General features: G+C 67.3%; 14 protein-coding genes. 9 read left to right on the top strand and 5 right to left on the bottom strand.

Translation table 11 applies throughout. The annotated features are described in order from the left end of the window. The coding region (locus tag AC1DY5_RS17355) for a Bug family tripartite tricarboxylate transporter substrate binding protein (RefSeq protein WP_478113293.1) at nucleotides 1-360 on the top strand (360 nt) is incomplete at its 5' end. Between the two features lie 460 nt (nucleotides 361-820). Here AC1DY5_RS17355 and AC1DY5_RS17350 read toward each other — a convergent pair. After that, nucleotides 821-1777, bottom strand: a complete 957-nt coding sequence (locus tag AC1DY5_RS17350; protein ID WP_478113292.1) for a LysR substrate-binding domain-containing protein — start codon at nucleotides 1775-1777, stop codon at nucleotides 821-823. A gap of 227 nt (nucleotides 1778-2004) precedes the next feature. Here AC1DY5_RS17350 and AC1DY5_RS17345 point away from each other — a divergent pair, with 227 nt between their 5' ends. Next, nucleotides 2005-2334, top strand: a complete 330-nt coding sequence (locus tag AC1DY5_RS17345; protein ID WP_478113290.1) for a helix-turn-helix transcriptional regulator — start codon at nucleotides 2005-2007, stop codon at nucleotides 2332-2334. A gap of 7 nt (nucleotides 2335-2341) precedes the next feature. After that, nucleotides 2342-3688 carry a HipA domain-containing protein gene (locus AC1DY5_RS17340; protein WP_478113289.1) on the top strand — a complete coding sequence of 449 codons (1347 nt, stop codon included), beginning with the start codon at nucleotides 2342-2344 and terminating at the stop codon, nucleotides 3686-3688. Nucleotides 3689-3710: 22 nt separating this feature from the next. Here AC1DY5_RS17340 and AC1DY5_RS17335 read toward each other — a convergent pair whose 3' ends face one another. From AC1DY5_RS17335 to AC1DY5_RS17320, 4 genes are read right to left on the bottom strand one after another with little or no spacing between them, the layout of a single operon-like run. After that, entirely contained in the window at nucleotides 3711-5804 is a 2094-nt protein-coding gene (locus AC1DY5_RS17335; RefSeq protein WP_478113287.1) for an acetate--CoA ligase family protein, read from the bottom strand. A gap of 11 nt (nucleotides 5805-5815) precedes the next feature. Continuing rightward, nucleotides 5816-6604 (bottom strand): enoyl-CoA hydratase/isomerase family protein, encoded by a 789-nt coding sequence (locus tag AC1DY5_RS17330; protein WP_478113285.1) that lies wholly within the window; start codon nucleotides 6602-6604, stop codon nucleotides 5816-5818. A gap of 9 nt (nucleotides 6605-6613) precedes the next feature. After that, nucleotides 6614-7849, bottom strand: a complete 1236-nt coding sequence (locus AC1DY5_RS17325) for an acyl-CoA dehydrogenase family protein (protein ID WP_478113284.1) — start codon at nucleotides 7847-7849, stop codon at nucleotides 6614-6616. A gap of 49 nt (nucleotides 7850-7898) precedes the next feature. Continuing rightward, nucleotides 7899-8738, bottom strand: a complete 840-nt coding sequence (locus tag AC1DY5_RS17320) for an enoyl-CoA hydratase/isomerase family protein (protein ID WP_478113283.1) — start codon at nucleotides 8736-8738, stop codon at nucleotides 7899-7901. A 310-nt stretch (nucleotides 8739-9048) separates the two neighbouring features. Here AC1DY5_RS17320 and AC1DY5_RS17315 point away from each other — a divergent pair, with 310 nt between their 5' ends. The 6 genes from AC1DY5_RS17315 to AC1DY5_RS17290 all read left to right on the top strand — a co-directional run. Next, nucleotides 9049-9828, top strand: a complete 780-nt coding sequence (locus AC1DY5_RS17315) for an SDR family oxidoreductase (RefSeq protein ID WP_478113281.1) — start codon at nucleotides 9049-9051, stop codon at nucleotides 9826-9828. After that, nucleotides 9828-11264: an NAD-dependent succinate-semialdehyde dehydrogenase gene (locus AC1DY5_RS17310; RefSeq protein ID WP_478113279.1), complete on the top strand. Its 1437-nt coding sequence runs from the start codon at nucleotides 9828-9830 to the stop codon at nucleotides 11262-11264. Before AC1DY5_RS17315 ends, AC1DY5_RS17310 begins: the two co-directional genes overlap by 1 nt. A 46-nt stretch (nucleotides 11265-11310) precedes the next feature. Continuing rightward, nucleotides 11311-12816, top strand: a complete 1506-nt coding sequence (locus AC1DY5_RS17305) for a 3-hydroxyacyl-CoA dehydrogenase (RefSeq protein ID WP_478113295.1) — start codon at nucleotides 11311-11313, stop codon at nucleotides 12814-12816. A gap of 68 nt (nucleotides 12817-12884) precedes the next feature. Next, complete coding sequence (locus tag AC1DY5_RS17300) at nucleotides 12885-14015, top strand: Re/Si-specific NAD(P)(+) transhydrogenase subunit alpha (protein WP_478113277.1); 1131 nt, start codon at nucleotides 12885-12887, stop codon at nucleotides 14013-14015. A gap of 57 nt (nucleotides 14016-14072) precedes the next feature. Next, nucleotides 14073-14396: an NAD(P) transhydrogenase subunit alpha part 2 gene (locus AC1DY5_RS17295; RefSeq protein ID WP_478113275.1), complete on the top strand. Its 324-nt coding sequence runs from the start codon at nucleotides 14073-14075 to the stop codon at nucleotides 14394-14396. Continuing rightward, nucleotides 14393-15009 (top strand): NAD(P)(+) transhydrogenase (Re/Si-specific) subunit beta (locus AC1DY5_RS17290; RefSeq protein ID WP_478113272.1); only part of this gene is annotated, 617 nt, incomplete at its 3' end. The genes AC1DY5_RS17295 and AC1DY5_RS17290, both read left to right, overlap by 4 nt.

Below are 15009 nucleotides of genomic sequence, written 5' to 3'. Positions count from 1 at the left end.
GTGGCCGACGTCATCGAACTCACAAAGTCCGGCGACTTCCGCCTGCTCGGCGTCACTGCGGACAAGCGACAGCCGCTGCTGCCGGACGTGCCCACCATGAAGGAGCAAGGCTTCGCGGATTTCGAAGCCGCGTCCTGGAACGCCTACCTGGCTCCCGCCGGCACGCCGCCCGAGGCCGTGGATCGCCTAAACGCGGCTTTCGCGAAAGCGACCRCCGACGCCGGCGTGCAGGAGCGCCTGGGCAAGCTCGGCGTGAGCGTGGTGGCGAAGAACCGTGGGGAATTGGAGAAATTCCTGAAGGACGAGGCCGCGCGCTGGCGCAAGGTCATTCAGGACAATGGCATCAAGGTGGAGAACTAGGGGCTGTTCACACTAAGGGTCGAACGTGTTGCGTTGCTTGGATTGCGAAATAGCGTTGCCCTTGGATGGGCCGCTCGGTATGCGGTGCGGGCTGGGCGCCCCCCACCGCATACCGAGCTTCGAGAGTGTGCAAAAGGCGGTGAGCACCTCCGACGGATCGATCGCTGCACCACAGTCGCAAGCGCGTTGAGATGCAACCCTACCCTGTCCGCGGCGGCGGGCGGTGTGCGTGGGGCCGGCCGTTGAGGCACCGCCGAGCAGCGGAGCGACAAGCGGATCAGGGCCACGCATGTTTGAGCGAAGCGAGTTTGCGTGGACCCCGCTTGTCGTGAGCAGCGCAGGGAAGCCGCGAAGCGGCCGGTGCCGTCGGCCCGGACCCACGCACACCGCCCGCCGCCGTCGCCACGACCTCATGCCATCTCTCTCGTTTGTCGTTAACAGGGCCTAGTCCAGGAGGTGTCTATGCCAGCTTCGCGGGCCGCGGCTTGTCCGCGAGGGTCTGAACGATCTCGATCATGTGGTCGAGCGCAGGCGTCCTGCTGCCCTTCACCCAGCCCAGGATGAACGCGGTGGAGTAGCTGACGTTCTCCAGCGGGATGACGCTCACGCTCTCCGGGTAGACGAAGTCGCGCCCGGTCGGCATCAGGGCGATGCCCATGCCGACGGAGATCAGGTTCAGCTGCGACGTGACCGTGCTCACCTCCTGCACGATCTGCGGTTCGAAGCCGGCCTTCTGGCACAGGGCATGGGGCAGGCCGAAGGCCGGGCTGCGGCTGGAGCCGGGCACCACGATGAACTGTTCGCGGGCGAGTGCTTCCAGCGCGACCGACTTGCGCTGCGCGAGCGGATGGTCGCTGGGCACCGCCACGCCCAGGCCGCAGGTCTGGATGCGGAACCAGTCCAGCATCGTCTCGTCCTGCGCTGGCGCGGCGGTGCTGCGCTGCCTGCGCAGCACCGCCGCGCGCGGGCCGAAGTGCATGAATCCCGCCTGGATCCTGCCGCCGGCGAGCGCCTTCAGCTGCGCGGAACTGGAGGCCTCGACCAGCGACAGCGTCACTTCCGGATAGGTCTGGCGGAACTGCTTGACCGCGACCCGGAACATGGGATGGAGCAGCGTGAGCGAGCCGTAGCCGATGCTCAGCGAACCGCGCTTGCCCTGCCCCACGCGCTTGGCCTCCACGAAGGCGTCGTTGAGGTCGGTGATCGCCACCTGGAGCATGGGCAGCAGGGCCTGCCCGGCCTCGGTGAGCTTCACGCCGTGCGCCATCCGTTCGAACAACGGCGTGTCGAGTTCGCTTTCGAGGTCCGCGATCAGCTTGGAAACAGCCGGACGCGTGACGTGAAGGCGTTCGGCGGCCCGGCCGAAATGCTCTTCTTCGGCCGCAGCGACGAAATAACGCAGGTGTCGAAGCTCCATGGCTGATGTGCAGACCGGTAGTCAGTGTGGCCGTAGCATATCGCCGCGTCCACTTCGATCATGACGGGCCCCCTCCCGCCGTGCCATCGCAACGAGGAACCTCAGCGTGCCTAGAATTCTAGGCCTCAAATTTCTGAACCGGTTTCAGCGCCATAAAGACTAGTTTTCTAGGCGTTAACCTATTATTGCCGGAGTGACTGGCATAAAATCTAGAAATCTAGTCTTTTATGAAACGCGTCAAGGCCGTTACCCCGCCAGCGGATCTGTTCGTGCCGGACATCAAGGCATTCGGCGCATCGATCCGTGCGGCACGCTGCGTCGCGAACATGACGCTCGCCGACGCTGCGCTCCTGCTTGGGGTGGCCCGGCAGACCCTCACCAACCTGGAGACCGCGAAGAGCAGCGTGAGCTTGGACACCGCCCTGCGCGCGGCTCGTGAGTTCGGCGTGTCCATCCTGGCCGTTCCCGGCGGACAACGGGAGGGCGTGCGTCGCGCCTTGTCCAGCATGAAGCCGGACGCCGACCGCAAGAAGGACGGCGAGTCGCCGCGCGGGTGAGCAGACCATGGTGACCTTGGATGTCTGGGCGGGTCACGACCTGGTCGGCGTACTGGGGCATGACCCGCAGGCCAACCGATTCAGCTTCGACTACGCGGCCGGCTGGCGAGACGCCGAAATTGGCTTTCCCCTGAGCCCGCAACTCCCCCTGCAACGACCTGCCGGCGAAACGCCCGAACAGCACAGCGCCCAAGTCCGGCAGTTCTTCGAGAACCTGCTGCCTGAAGGCGAAGCCCTGGACCACGCCGCGCAAGCGGCCGGCACCACGCGTTCGAACCTGGTGGGCTTGCTGATCGCCCTCGGCAAGGAAACCGCGGGAGCGTTGCGGGTCACGCTCACTGACGACAAGGCTGTCGCACCCGCAGCGGCCGGCGCCGACCAGCTTCGCGAGATTACGCCCGCCCAGCTCTCGGAGCGGATTCGCAAGCGGGAGGACCTGCCTTTCTCTGTCTGGGACGGCAAGGTGCGCCTGTCCATCGCGGGCTACCAGGACAAGATCGCGGTCTACGAGCGCGAAGGCAGGTGGTACCTGGTCGAGGGCGGACGGCTCGCCTCCACCGAGATCGTGAAACCGGCGCCAGTGCGCAAGCAGCTGGCGAGTCTGCCGGCCATCGAGCACATGAGCATGCAACTCGCCCGCCGCATCGGCCTCGACGTGGCGACCACGCGGCTCGTTCATGTGCCGGAGCCAGTGCTGCTGGTACACCGGTTCGATCGTGTCGAGGTGCCGGATGAAGTCAGGCGCCTGCACATCGTCGATGGCTGCCAAGCCCTGGGTCTGGCGGTGTCGATGAAGTACGAGCGTGCCTACGGCGATGGAGCGGATGTCGCCCATCTGCGCGAAGGCRTGAGCTTTCCCAAGCTCTTTTCACTGATCGACCAGAGCCCCCTGCCAGCGGTGGACCGGCTCGGCCTGTTGCGGTGGGCGATCTTCCAGGTACTCATCGGCAACACGGATGCGCATGGCAAGAATGTGTCGTTCTTCTGCGATGCGCGCGGGCTTCGGCTCGCACCCGCGTACGACCTCATCTGCATGAAAGCACTCGACGCCGGGTTCGGGGACGCGTACGCCATGGCGTACGGCGACGCCTTCTCGGAAAGCGCGTTGAGCCCCTACGAGTGGGGCCACTTCGCCTACTTGTGCAAGTTGCCGTTCCGACTGGTGGCGAAGGAGCTCGATACCTTGGCCGGCAAGGTACTCGCCGCGATGGACGACCTGGTCGCCGAGATGCTTCAGCAGGCCGTGCCGCCTTCCGTCGCGCAGCGATTCAAAGAGGGGGTCCTGGGCATCTGCGCGCGCCAGCGGATGAACGCCAAGCAGATCGCCCAGGCCAAGCGGAGCGACTACGAGTGAGCGTAGGACGATGTCATGGAGGTCAATGACCGCCGCTCGAGCCCGTGGTCACCAGCGCATCCACCGCGGCGAGGCCGTCGCCCTTCTTCTTCACCATGACCGGGTTGATCTCGAACTCCCGCACCTCGGGACTGGCGAGGAACATGTCGCCGAAGCGGACCGCGGCGCGCGCGAGTGCGTCCACGTCCGCGGCAGGCTTGCCGCGGAAGCCCTGCAGCAGAGTCCACAGCTTGAGCTTTTGCAGCGCGGCGAGCACCTGTTCCTCGGACACGGGCAGGGCCAGGTAGGCCACGTCGCGGTACAACTCGATGGCGACGCCACCCGTGCCGATCGAGATCACCGGACCGAAATCGGCGTTGCGCAGGCAGGAGAGCACCACCTCGACCCCGTCGCCGACCATCTCCTGCACCAGGATGCCGGCCTGCGGCTTGCCCATGCGCCGGCGAAACTGTTCGGCCAGGGCATCGACCTCTTCGGCCGATGCCACACGCAGCTTGACCAGGCCCATCTCGGTCTTGTGCTCCGCCTCTGAGGGCAGCGCCTTGACCACCAGCGGGTAGGACACTCGTGCGCAGGCCTGGCCGGCGCGGTCATCGGGGCCCAGCACAACCCAGTTGGCCGGCGTCACGCCGCTGTCTTCGCAGAACTGCATCATGGCGGACCAGTCGGTCGCGACGGACCGTTGCGCCAGGGGCTCGCGCGCCTGCGCCTTGGGCAGGCGCGCTGCATTGCGGCGCCTGTACAGCAGCGACAAGGCACTCATCGCGGCCGAGGGATCGGCGCAGATGAGCACGCCCGCGTCGCGGAAGTCCTTGCGCATCCCGGGCTCGATGGGCTCGCCGATGATGCTCAGGAACACCGGCACTTCGCGCGCCAGCGCCTTGAACACCGCCGCGTTGGCGACCAGATGGCGGCGCACGGTGGAGGCAAACTGGACGATGACCGCTTCGGTCCGGGAGTCGGCGACGACGGTCTCGCAGGCGTCCTGCAGCATGGTCTGCACGGTGTTGACCTGCCCCGTCAGGTCGATGGGGTTGGTCTTGCGGGCGAACGAGGGCAGGATCGTGTCGAGCTTCTCGACCGTGGAGGATTGGAACTCGGCCATCGTGATGCCGCGCTCGCTGCTGTGGTCGGCCAGCAGGGCGCCGGCGCCGCCCGAGGCGCTCAAGACCGACGCCCCGCCCTTGGGATCCTGGCTGTCGCGCGGATCGCGCATGAAGGCCAGCACTTCGACGGCGTCGATCAGCTCGGCGATGCTGTCGACTTCGATGATGCCCGCCTGTTCGAAGACGGCGGCGTAGACGGCATGGGACGAAGCGATCTTGCCGGTATGCGAGGCGGTCGCATCCTGGCCGACGGCCGATCGGCCGGTCTTCAACGCGACGATCTGCACCCCGCGCTCGCGGGCTCGCTCGGCGATCCTGAGGAGGCGGCTCGCGTTCTCCAGACCTTCGAGGTAGAGCGCCACGACGCGCACATCGTCCTGCTCGATGATCGCGTCGGCGGCATCGAGCACATCCAGGCAGGTCTCGTTGCCCACGCTGACGATATAGGACAAACCCATGCCGGCGTTGTTGAGCGAATTGCCGATGGCGCCCGCCAACGCGCCGCTCTGGCTGAGCACGGCCACGGGGGCGTGTTCGATCTTCTCGATGTTGAGCGCCGCGCCGCTGAAGGTCATGATGGCCTTCTGCCGAACCGACCAGAAGCCGTTGCAGTTGGGCCCGACAACCGCCACGCCATGCGTCTTGGCCGCCTCGGCCAGCTGCCGCGCATTCTCCTGGCCGCCCTCGACCTCCTCGAAGCCGGAACTGAACACCACCGCGTTGCGGATGCCCTTCCGGCCGCACTCGGCAATGACGCCGGCCACGGTGTTTGCCGGTGTGATCACAAGCGCGACGTCGGGCACTTCGGGCAGATCGCCAACGGTCTTGTAGGCCTTCAACCCTTCGATCTCGGCGTGGCTGGGCGTCACCGGGTAGACGGCGCCTTGGAAGCCATGCTTGATGAGGTTCTTCACCAAGGCGTTGCGGGGGGTGCCGGCCTGGGGCGAAGCGCCGACGATGGCAACGCTTCGGGGCTGGAGGAATCTGTAGAAAACGTTTTGGTCAGTCATGTCTGTGTATCTCATTGGCCCTTGAATCGGGGCGTGCGCTTTTCCTTGAAGGCGGCCAGCGCTTCCTGGTGGTCTTCGCTGGTGCGGACGATGGGCATGTTGGAAGCCACGGTGTCCAGTGCCGTGCCCAGGTCCTGGCCCAGGCCCAGCCGAACGACCCGCTTGATGGTCTGCACCGCCAGGGGCGCACCGGCGGCCACCTTGCGCGCAAAGGCGTAGGTGGCTTCCATCAGCTCGGCGTCCGGCAACACCTTGTTGACCAGGCCGATGCGCTCGGCTTCGCGGGCGTCCACCCAGTCGCAGCTCCAGAACAGTTCCAGCGCCTTGGCCGTGCCGACGATGCGCGGCAGCAGCCAGGCGCCACCGGCCCCGGGGATCAGGCCCATCTTGGCGTAGGTCTCGGCAAAGCGTGCGCTCTCGGCGGCGAAGCGGATGTCGCAGGCCAGCGCGATGTCCAGGCCGCCCCCGGTGGCAAAGCCGTTCAACGCCGCGATCACCGGCTTGTCGATCTCCGCCAGCTTGCGCGGCAGCCGCTGGATGCCCTCGACCAAGTGCTTGCGAATGCCGGCCGCGGTCTGCTTTGCGGTGGCGCTAAAGCCTTCCACGTCGCCGCCGGTGGTGAAGGCGCGGCCGGTGCCCGTCATCACGATGGCGCGCACCTCGGGGTTGGTGCGGGCGTCCTCCAGCGAATGCAGCCACTTCTCCAGCATCTCGCCGGTGAAGGCATTGAGCTTCTCCGGCCGGTTGAGCGTGATGGTGGCGACGCCGTCGGCGATGTCGTACTTGAGCAGGTCGGACATGGCGTGTCCTCAGCGTTGCTTGGCCGGGGCGTCCCTGCGGATGTCGCGCAGCCCGGTCTTGCCGTGATGGCGATCGGCGATCTTGTAGCCCAGCGCGTCCTCGGCGATCATGATCTTCTGCACGTTGGCCGAGCCCTCGCCGGTGAAAAACATGTCCGAATAGGCGCGGTAGTACGACACCGGGTACTCCTCGGCCAGGCCGTAGCCGCCGAAGATCTGCACGGCCTTGTCGGCGACCATCTTGGCCGTCTGCGAGGCGTGGTACTTGGCGATGGCGGCGAAGCGGTTGTGCGGCAAGCTGTTGTCCATCAGCATGGCGGCCTTGTAGACGAGCGCCCGGCTGGCCTCGATGGCCACCGCCATCTCGGCAATGTCGGCCTGGATCATCTGGAAGCGGCCGATCGGCTGCCCGCGCAGCTCGCGTTCGTTGGCATAGCGCACGGCCTCCTCGAAGCAGCGGCGCGCCACGCCCAGCGCCTTGGCCGCGACGCCGACGCGGCCCGGCTGCAGCGTGCGCATGATGATCTTGAAGCCCTCGCCTTCCTCGCCCAGCCGGTCTTCCACCGGCACCACGAAATCGTCCAGGAAGACGACGTTGGTCCGCATGGACTTGGACAGCCCCAGGCAGTCGATCGGCGTCGCCTTCCAGCCGGGATGCTCCTTGGGATGCACGATGAAGGCGCTCACGCCCTTCGCGCCGCCGCCGCGGTCGGTGCGCGCCAGCAGCACGCCAACGTCCGTCTCGTTGGCCATCGACGCCCACATCTTCTGGCCGCTGATGCGGTAGACGTCGCCGTCGCGCTTGGCGAAGGTCTTCATGTTGCCCTCGGCGTCGGAGCCGCCGCCCGATTCGGTGAGCGACATCATGCCGATGGTCTTGCCGGCGACCAGGTTGGGGACGTACTTCTCGATCTGCTCCGGCGTGCCGCCGAAGTAGATGGCGCTCGGACAGGTGGAGCCCTGCTGGTTGTTGCAGGAGGAGAAGCGCACGTCGTTGCGCACCATCTCCTCCTGGATCACGGCCGCGGCCAGGTAGCCCATGTTGCTGCCGCCGACGGACTCGGGGAACACGGCGCCGTAGAGGCCGGCCTCGCCGGCCTTGCGCACCAGCTCGCGCGGGAACTCGCGGCGCTGCTCGTAGCCGTCCATCACCGGCTTGATCTCGGTGTCCATGAAGCGGTTGACCATGTCGCGAACCGCCTCGATCTCGGGAGACAGCTCCGGAAACACTGTCGACTCATCCATTGAATTTCTCCTTGTATGTGTGTAGGTATGTGCGGCGGAGGGCTGCGGCTCAGTCGCCGTTGGCAACCGGCTTCGGCACGCTGCCGGCGTTGTGCGGAGCGGCGGCCGCCACGCCCACGAAATCGGGCCGGCGCTTGTCGATGGCGGCGGCCACGCCTTCGCGGAACTCGGGGTTGGACATCGCCAGCACCTGGCCGAAGCCTTCGAAGGCGAACATGTCGTGCAGCGACGTCTCGAAGCTGCGCGCCATCAACGTCTTGGCCATGCCCATCACTTCGGCGGGGCCTTCGGAAAGACGCTGGGCTTCCGCCACGCCGGCAGCGTCGACCTCGTTATCCGCGACGACCTTGGCGACCAGGCCCAGTTCCAGCGCCTCCTGCGGCGACATGGTGGCGCCGCTGAACAGGAAGTTCTTGGCGCGCGCCATGCCGATCAGCCGCGGCAGGTGGTACATCATGCCGATGTCCGGCACCGTGCCCAGGCGGAAGAAGCCGGACATGAATTTCGCGCCCTCGCCTGCGATGACGATGTCGCCGGTCAAGGCCAGGCCCATGCCGCCGCCGACCGCGTGGCCGCGCACGCCCACCACCACCGGCTTGTCCAGGGTGATCAGCGGCATGAGCCAGCGGCTCAGGTGGCGGAAGCGCCGGTGGACGGGCCACGGGTCGCAGGCTGTTTGCAGCATGCGGAAGTCGCCGCCCGAGCAGAAGGTCGGACCTTCGCCGGTGAGGTACACCGCCCTGACGGACCCATCGCTTTCCGCTTCCTCCACCGCCGCGCCCAGCTGCCGGCGCAGGTCCATGGTCAGGGAGTTGCGATTTTCCGGGCTGGCCAGCTTGATCACCAGCACCGCGCCCTCTCTGGACGTCTTGACCAACTGATTGCTCATCTCGATTCCTTTGCACCGCGATCCGCCGCGGCGATAAGCCTTTCATTGCAATCCACGTGCCACGCGGGATTCGAGTGAATTGAGGTGGAAACACAGCTTGCGACGTGAAATTCTGTTCTCTGCGAACACACGCCGTGTTCGCTGAAGACACTCCGGACGGCATGACGCCGACCCGGCGCCGGTCCGGCAGAGATGGGCGTTGCAGTGAACCACGGGGGGAAGGCTGAGGGATACCCACTCGCGCACGGCACGCTGGCACACCGATTGCGGTAAGGCAGGCATCGGAACAGTCATACACGGAGAAAACTGCATGTTCACCAACGACACGCTCAAGGGCCGTGCCGCCCTCATCACCGGCGGCGGTACGGGCCTTGGCCTGGAGATCGCCACCGCCTACGCGCGCCTCGGCGCGTCCGTCATGCTCGTAGGCCGCAACGAGGAGCGGGTCCAGGCCGCCGCCGATGCGCTGAACCGCGAAGGCGGCAAGGCCGCGGCGGCGAAATGCGACGTGCGCAACTACGACGAGGTCAAGGCCGCCGTCGAGGCGACGGTGCAACGCTTCGGCGCGCTCGACATCCTGGTCAACAACGCCGCCGGAAACTTCGTCTGCCCCAGCGCCGAGTTGTCGCCCAATGGCTTCCGGACCGTCATCGACATCGACCTCAATGGCACCTTCTACGGCTGCCATGCAGCGTACCCGCACCTGAAGGCGTCGAAGCACGGCGGCTCCATCATCAGCATCATCACCATGCTGGGCGTCAGCGGCTGGCCGGGCGCCGTGCACGCGGCGGCGGCCAAGGGCGGCATCCTGTCGCTGTCGCGCACGCTGGCGGTCGAATGGGGCGGCGACGGCATTCGCGTCAACACCATCTCTCCGGGGCCGATCGGCGACACCGAAGGGGTGAAGCGCATGTACATCGAGTCCGGCAAGGGCGACCTGGAAGCGAATAAGACGGCGCTCGGCCGCTTCGGCGCGAAGGCCGACATCGCCAACGCCGCGGTCTACCTGGCCTCGGACCTGGCCGGCTACGTCACCGGCGACAACGTGATCGTCGACGGCGGCCGCTGGCTCAAGTACGTGGCGGGCTGATGACCTATCCCCGCATCGGCCTCTTCATCGACGGCCGCTGGATCCATGACCGGCCGCCCTGCCACGAGGTGCGCAATCCCAGCAATGAAAGCGTGCTGGGCCCGGTGCCGGGCGCAAGCCCCGAGGACCTGGAGCAGGCGCTGCAGGCCGCGCAAAAGGGCTTCCTGGTCTGGCGCGACACCCCGCCCCAGGAGCGCGCCCAAATGCTGCGCCGCGCCGCTGCGCTGCTGAAGGAACGGCAGGACGAGATCGGCCGCATCATTACCCTGGAACAGGGCAAGCCCTTCGGCGACGGCCGCGGCGAAGTCGACCGGGCCATCAGCTTCCTGGACTGGGATGCGGCGGAATGCCTGCGCAGCTACGGCAGCGTGATTCCCTCGGGGCCGCAGCAGCAGCGCATGGTGCTGCGCCAGCCGGTCGGGCCGGTGGCGGCCTTCACGCCCTGGAATGTGCCGCTCAGTTCGCCGGCCCGCAAGGTCAGTGCCGCACTGGCAGCCGGCTGCTCGGTGATCCTGAAAGCGGCCGAGGAAACACCCGGCACCGCCTGCGCCTTCGTGCAATGCTTTGCCGATGCCGGCCTGCCGTCCGGCGTGCTGAACCTGGTGTTCGGCGAGCCGGCGAAGATCTCGGCGACGCTGATCGCCTCGCCCGTGATTCGCATGATCACCCTCACTGGCTCGGTGCAAGTCGGCAAGCAGCTGGCGCAACTGGCCGGTGCGGCGATGAAGCCAGCCCTGCTGGAACTGGGCGGCCACGCTCCGGTGCTGATCGGCGAAGGCGTGGACGGCGCCAAGGTGGGCCGCATGGCCGCGGCCGCCAAGATGCGCATGGCCGGCCAGATCTGCGCCTCGCCGACGCGCTTCATCGCTCATCGCAGCGTCTACGAGGATTTCGTTGCAGGCTTCGCGCAGGCGGCAGGCGCACTGAAGGTCGGCGACGGCTTCGCACCCGGCGTGCAGATGGGTCCGTTGGCCAATGTCCGGCGCCTGGCCGCCATTCACGCCCTGGTCGAGGATGCCAAGGCCCGCGGCGCCCGGGTCGCGACGGGCGGCCACCGCATCGGCGACCGCGGCTGCTTCTATGCGCCCACCGTGCTGGCCGACGTGCCGCTCGAAGCCGATGCCATGACGAGCGAGCCCTTCGGGCCGCTGGGCCTGTGCGTGCCGGTCGCGAGCCTCGGCCAAGGCTTGGAGCTGGCCAACGCGCTGTCGGTCGGCCTCTCGGCGTACGCCTTCACCAATTCGCTGCACGATGCCGAGCGCATCGCGCGCGAACTCGAATGCGGCACGCTGAGCCTCAACAGCTTCGCCACCCCGGGCGCCGATGCGCCCTTCGGCGGCGTCAAGGAAAGCGGCATCGGGCGCGAAGGCGGCGCCGGGAGCCTCGATGCCTATCTGGTCGGCAAGACGGTGCTGCAGAGCACGGCGCGGATCTGATGGACCGACCCATTCACGGAAACGGAGCAATACGGTGAGCCAGGATATTCGCAAGGTAGGGATCGTCGGCGCCGGCGCCATGGGGCGCGGCATCGCGCAAGTGTGCGCGACGGCAGGCTGCGACGTGCAGCTGTTCGACATGAACGCGGAAGCCGTGGCACGCGCACTCGATGCAGTGCGGGACGACCTCGCGCAGGGCGTGGCCAAGGGCCGCCTGGCGCAGGAGGACGCCGACGCGACGCTGGCGCGCATCCAGCCGAYCACCGAGCTGGCCCGGCTGGGCGGTTGCGATCTCGTGGTCGAGGCGATCGTCGAGCAGCTCGAACCAAAGCAGCAGTTGTTCCGCAGCCTCGAGGCGATCGTTTCGCGGGAGTGCATCCTCGCAACCAACACCTCGTCGCTCAGCGTGACGGCCATCGCCGCTGCCTGCGCGCAGCCGCAGCGGGTCGCGGGCTGGCACTTTTTCAATCCGGTGCCGCGCATGCGGCTGGTGGAAGTCGTGCAGGCACCTCGCACCTCCGCCCACGTCGTCGAGTCCCTGGTTGCGCTGTCGAAGCGGGTCGGCCATCGGGCGGTGGTGACTTCCGACTCGCCGGGCTTTGTCGTCAACCATGCCGGCCGCGCCTTCGTCACCGAAGGCCTCAAGCTGCTGGCCGAAGGTGCGGCCGAGCACCCGGTGCTGGATGCGATCCTGCGCCATTGCGCGGGCTTCCGGATGGGTCCGTTCGAGCTGCTGGACCTGACCGGCCTGGATGTCTCGGTTCCGGTGATGGAATCCATCCACGCCCAGTACTACGGCGACGACCGGTATCGACCCGTGGCGCTGGCGCGTACGCGCATGGTGGCTGGACTGTTGGGACGCAAGAGCAAGGAAGGCTTCTACCGCTACGAAGGCGGTGCCGCGCAGGGACAGGCGACCCAACCGGCGGTTGCAGCCGATGCCGCGCCGGCCAGCGTCTGGTGGCCGGCCGAAGGCGCATGCGCGCTGCCGGCCGATATCGCCGCGCTGCTGCCAACCGCCCGTCACTGCCCCGACCCGAGCCTGGCCGATTTGATCCTGCTCGCGCCCCTTGGCCGCGATCTCTCCTCCACGGTGGTGGAGATGGGCGTCGACGCAAGCAGGACGCTCGCGGTCGACCCCCTCTTCGGCAGCAAGGCGGGCGTCACGTTGATGACGTCGCCGGCCACGTCCGCCGCGGCCGTGCAAGCCGCCCGGCAGCTGTTCGCAGCCGAAGGCATCACCGCCTTCGTGGTGGCGGACTCCCCCGGCTACGTGGCACCGCGCGTCGTGGCCTGCATCGTCAACCTCGCATGCGAGATGGCGCAGCAGGGCATCGCGTCGCCGGCCGACCTCGATGCCGCGGTTCGGCTCGGCCTGGGCTACCCCTCCGGGCCCTTCGAATGGGGCGACCGCATCGGGGCGAAACGCATCCTCGCGATCCTCCAGGGTCTCTACGACACCTTCGGCGACCCGCGCTACCGGCCTTCGCCCTGGCTAGTGCGCCGCGCTGGTCTCTCACTGCCGTTGTCCGCCCCGGACCGGGCGGTTTGATTGCCACCCACGAGCCGCGCGCGCCGGAACTTCCAACACAACCATCGCCTCCTGGAGGGGCTGACATCATGCAGATTGGCATACCCGCCGAAACGATCGCGGGCGAAACTCGCGTAGCCGTCACTCCGGAAACAGCAAAGAAACTCGTCGCCCAGGGCCACACCCTGCGCATCCAGTCCAACGCCGGCCTCGCCGCCAGCGTCACCGACGCCGCCTACCAGGCCGCCGGCGCGGAAATCACCGATGCCCCCGGCGCCTTCGCCTGCGACATCGTCGTCAAGGTGCGCATCCCCTCCGACACCGAAACCGCGCTCATGAAGTCCGGCACCGTCGTCATCGGCATGCTCAATCCCTTCGACGCCGAGGGCCTGCAGCGCCTGGCCAACGCCGGGTTGACCTCCTTCGCCCTCGAAGCCGCCCCCCGCACCACCCGCGCCCAGAGCATGGACGTGCTCTCTTCCCAGGCCAACATCGCCGGCTACAAGGCCGTCATGATCGCCGCCGACAAGTACCAGCGCTTCTTTCCCATGCTCATGACCGCCGCGGGCACCGTCAAGGCCGCCCGCGTCGTCATCCTCGGCGTCGGCGTTGCCGGCCTGCAGGCCATCGCCACCGCCAAGCGCCTCGGCGCCGTCATCGAAGCCAGCGACGTGCGCCCCGGCGTCAAAGAGCAGATCGAATCCTTGGGCGGCAAATTCATCGAAGTCTCCTACGACACCGACGAAGAGAAGGAGGCGGCCGTTGGCGTCGGCGGCTACGCCAAGCCCATGCCCGCCAGCTGGCTCGCGCGCCAGCAGGTCGAAGTCGCCAAGCGCGTCGCCCTGGCCGACATCGTCATCAGCACCGCCCTCATCCCCGGCCGCGCCGCGCCCACCCTCATCACCGAGGACATGGTCAAGTCCATGAAGCCGGGTTCCGTCATCGTCGACATCGCCGCCGGCAAGGGCCCGAACGGCGTCGGCGGCAACTGCCCGTTGTCCGAGGCCGACAAGACCGTCGTCAAGCACGACGTCACCCTCGTCGGCGAAACCAACCTCGCCGCCCTCGTCGCCGCCGACGCCTCCGCCCTCTACGCGCGCAACGTCATCGACTTCATGAAACTCATCGTCACCAAGGAAGGCGCCCTCAACGTCGACCTCGAAGACGACATCGTCGCCGCCTGCCTCATGAGCAAGGACGGCCAGGTCACCCGCAAGTAGGCCCCAGAGCCACATCCGCACCGTACCTGTACCTACCACCGCGAGGAGAAGAACCCCATGGATCCCGTCTCACACACCGTCATCAACCTGATCATCTTCGTGCTGGCCATCTACGTCGGCTACCACGTCGTGTGGACCGTCACGCCCGCGCTGCACACGCCCCTCATGGCCGTCACCAACGCCATCTCGGCCATCGTCATCGTCGGCKCCATGCTCGCCGCCGCGCTCACCGAGACCGGCCTGGGCAAGACCATGGGCGTGCTGGCCGTCGCGCTGGCGGCAGTCAACGTCTTCGGCGGCTTCCTCGTCACGCGGCGCATGCTGGAGATGTTCAGGAAGAAGGAAAAGAAGGCGCCCGCCGCCAAGGGGACTGCAACATGAGCATGAATGTCGTCACGCTGCTGTACCTCATCGCCAGCATCTGCTTCATCCAGTCCCTCAAGGGCCTGAGCCATCCGACCACCTCGATCCGCGGCAACATGTTCGGCATGGTCGGCATGGCCATTGCCATCCTCACCACCGCCGCCCTCATCGTGCAGCTCTCCGGCGGCAAGGCCGCGGGCATGGCCTGGGTGCTGCTGGGCCTGGTCGTGGGCGGGGGCTACGGCGCCTACCGTGCCAAGACGGTCGAGATGACGCAGATGCCCGAACTGATCGCCTTCTTCCACAGCATGATCGGCCTGGCGGCCGTCTTCATCGCGGTGGCCGCGGTGGTCGAGCCCTGGGCCTTCGGCATCACGCCGCCCCCGGTGGCYGCTGCCGTCGGCGTCAACACGCCCGAAGGGGCGGCCATCATCGACGGCTTCCTGCGCTACGCSATTCCGGCGGGCAACCGGCTGGAACTGTTCCTGGGCGCGGCCATCGGCGCGATCACCTTCAGCGGCTCGGTGATTGCCTTCGGCAAGCTCTCGGGCAAGTACAAGTTCCGCCTGTTCCAGGGCGCGCCGGTGCAGTTCAAGGGCCAGCACATGCTGAACCTGGTGCTGGGCCTCCT

This window comes from Variovorax sp. P4_D9 (genome assembly GCF_056401695.1).
The sequence above is the reverse complement of the archived record's forward strand: the minus strand, read 5'-3'. Positions and strand labels throughout refer to the sequence as shown.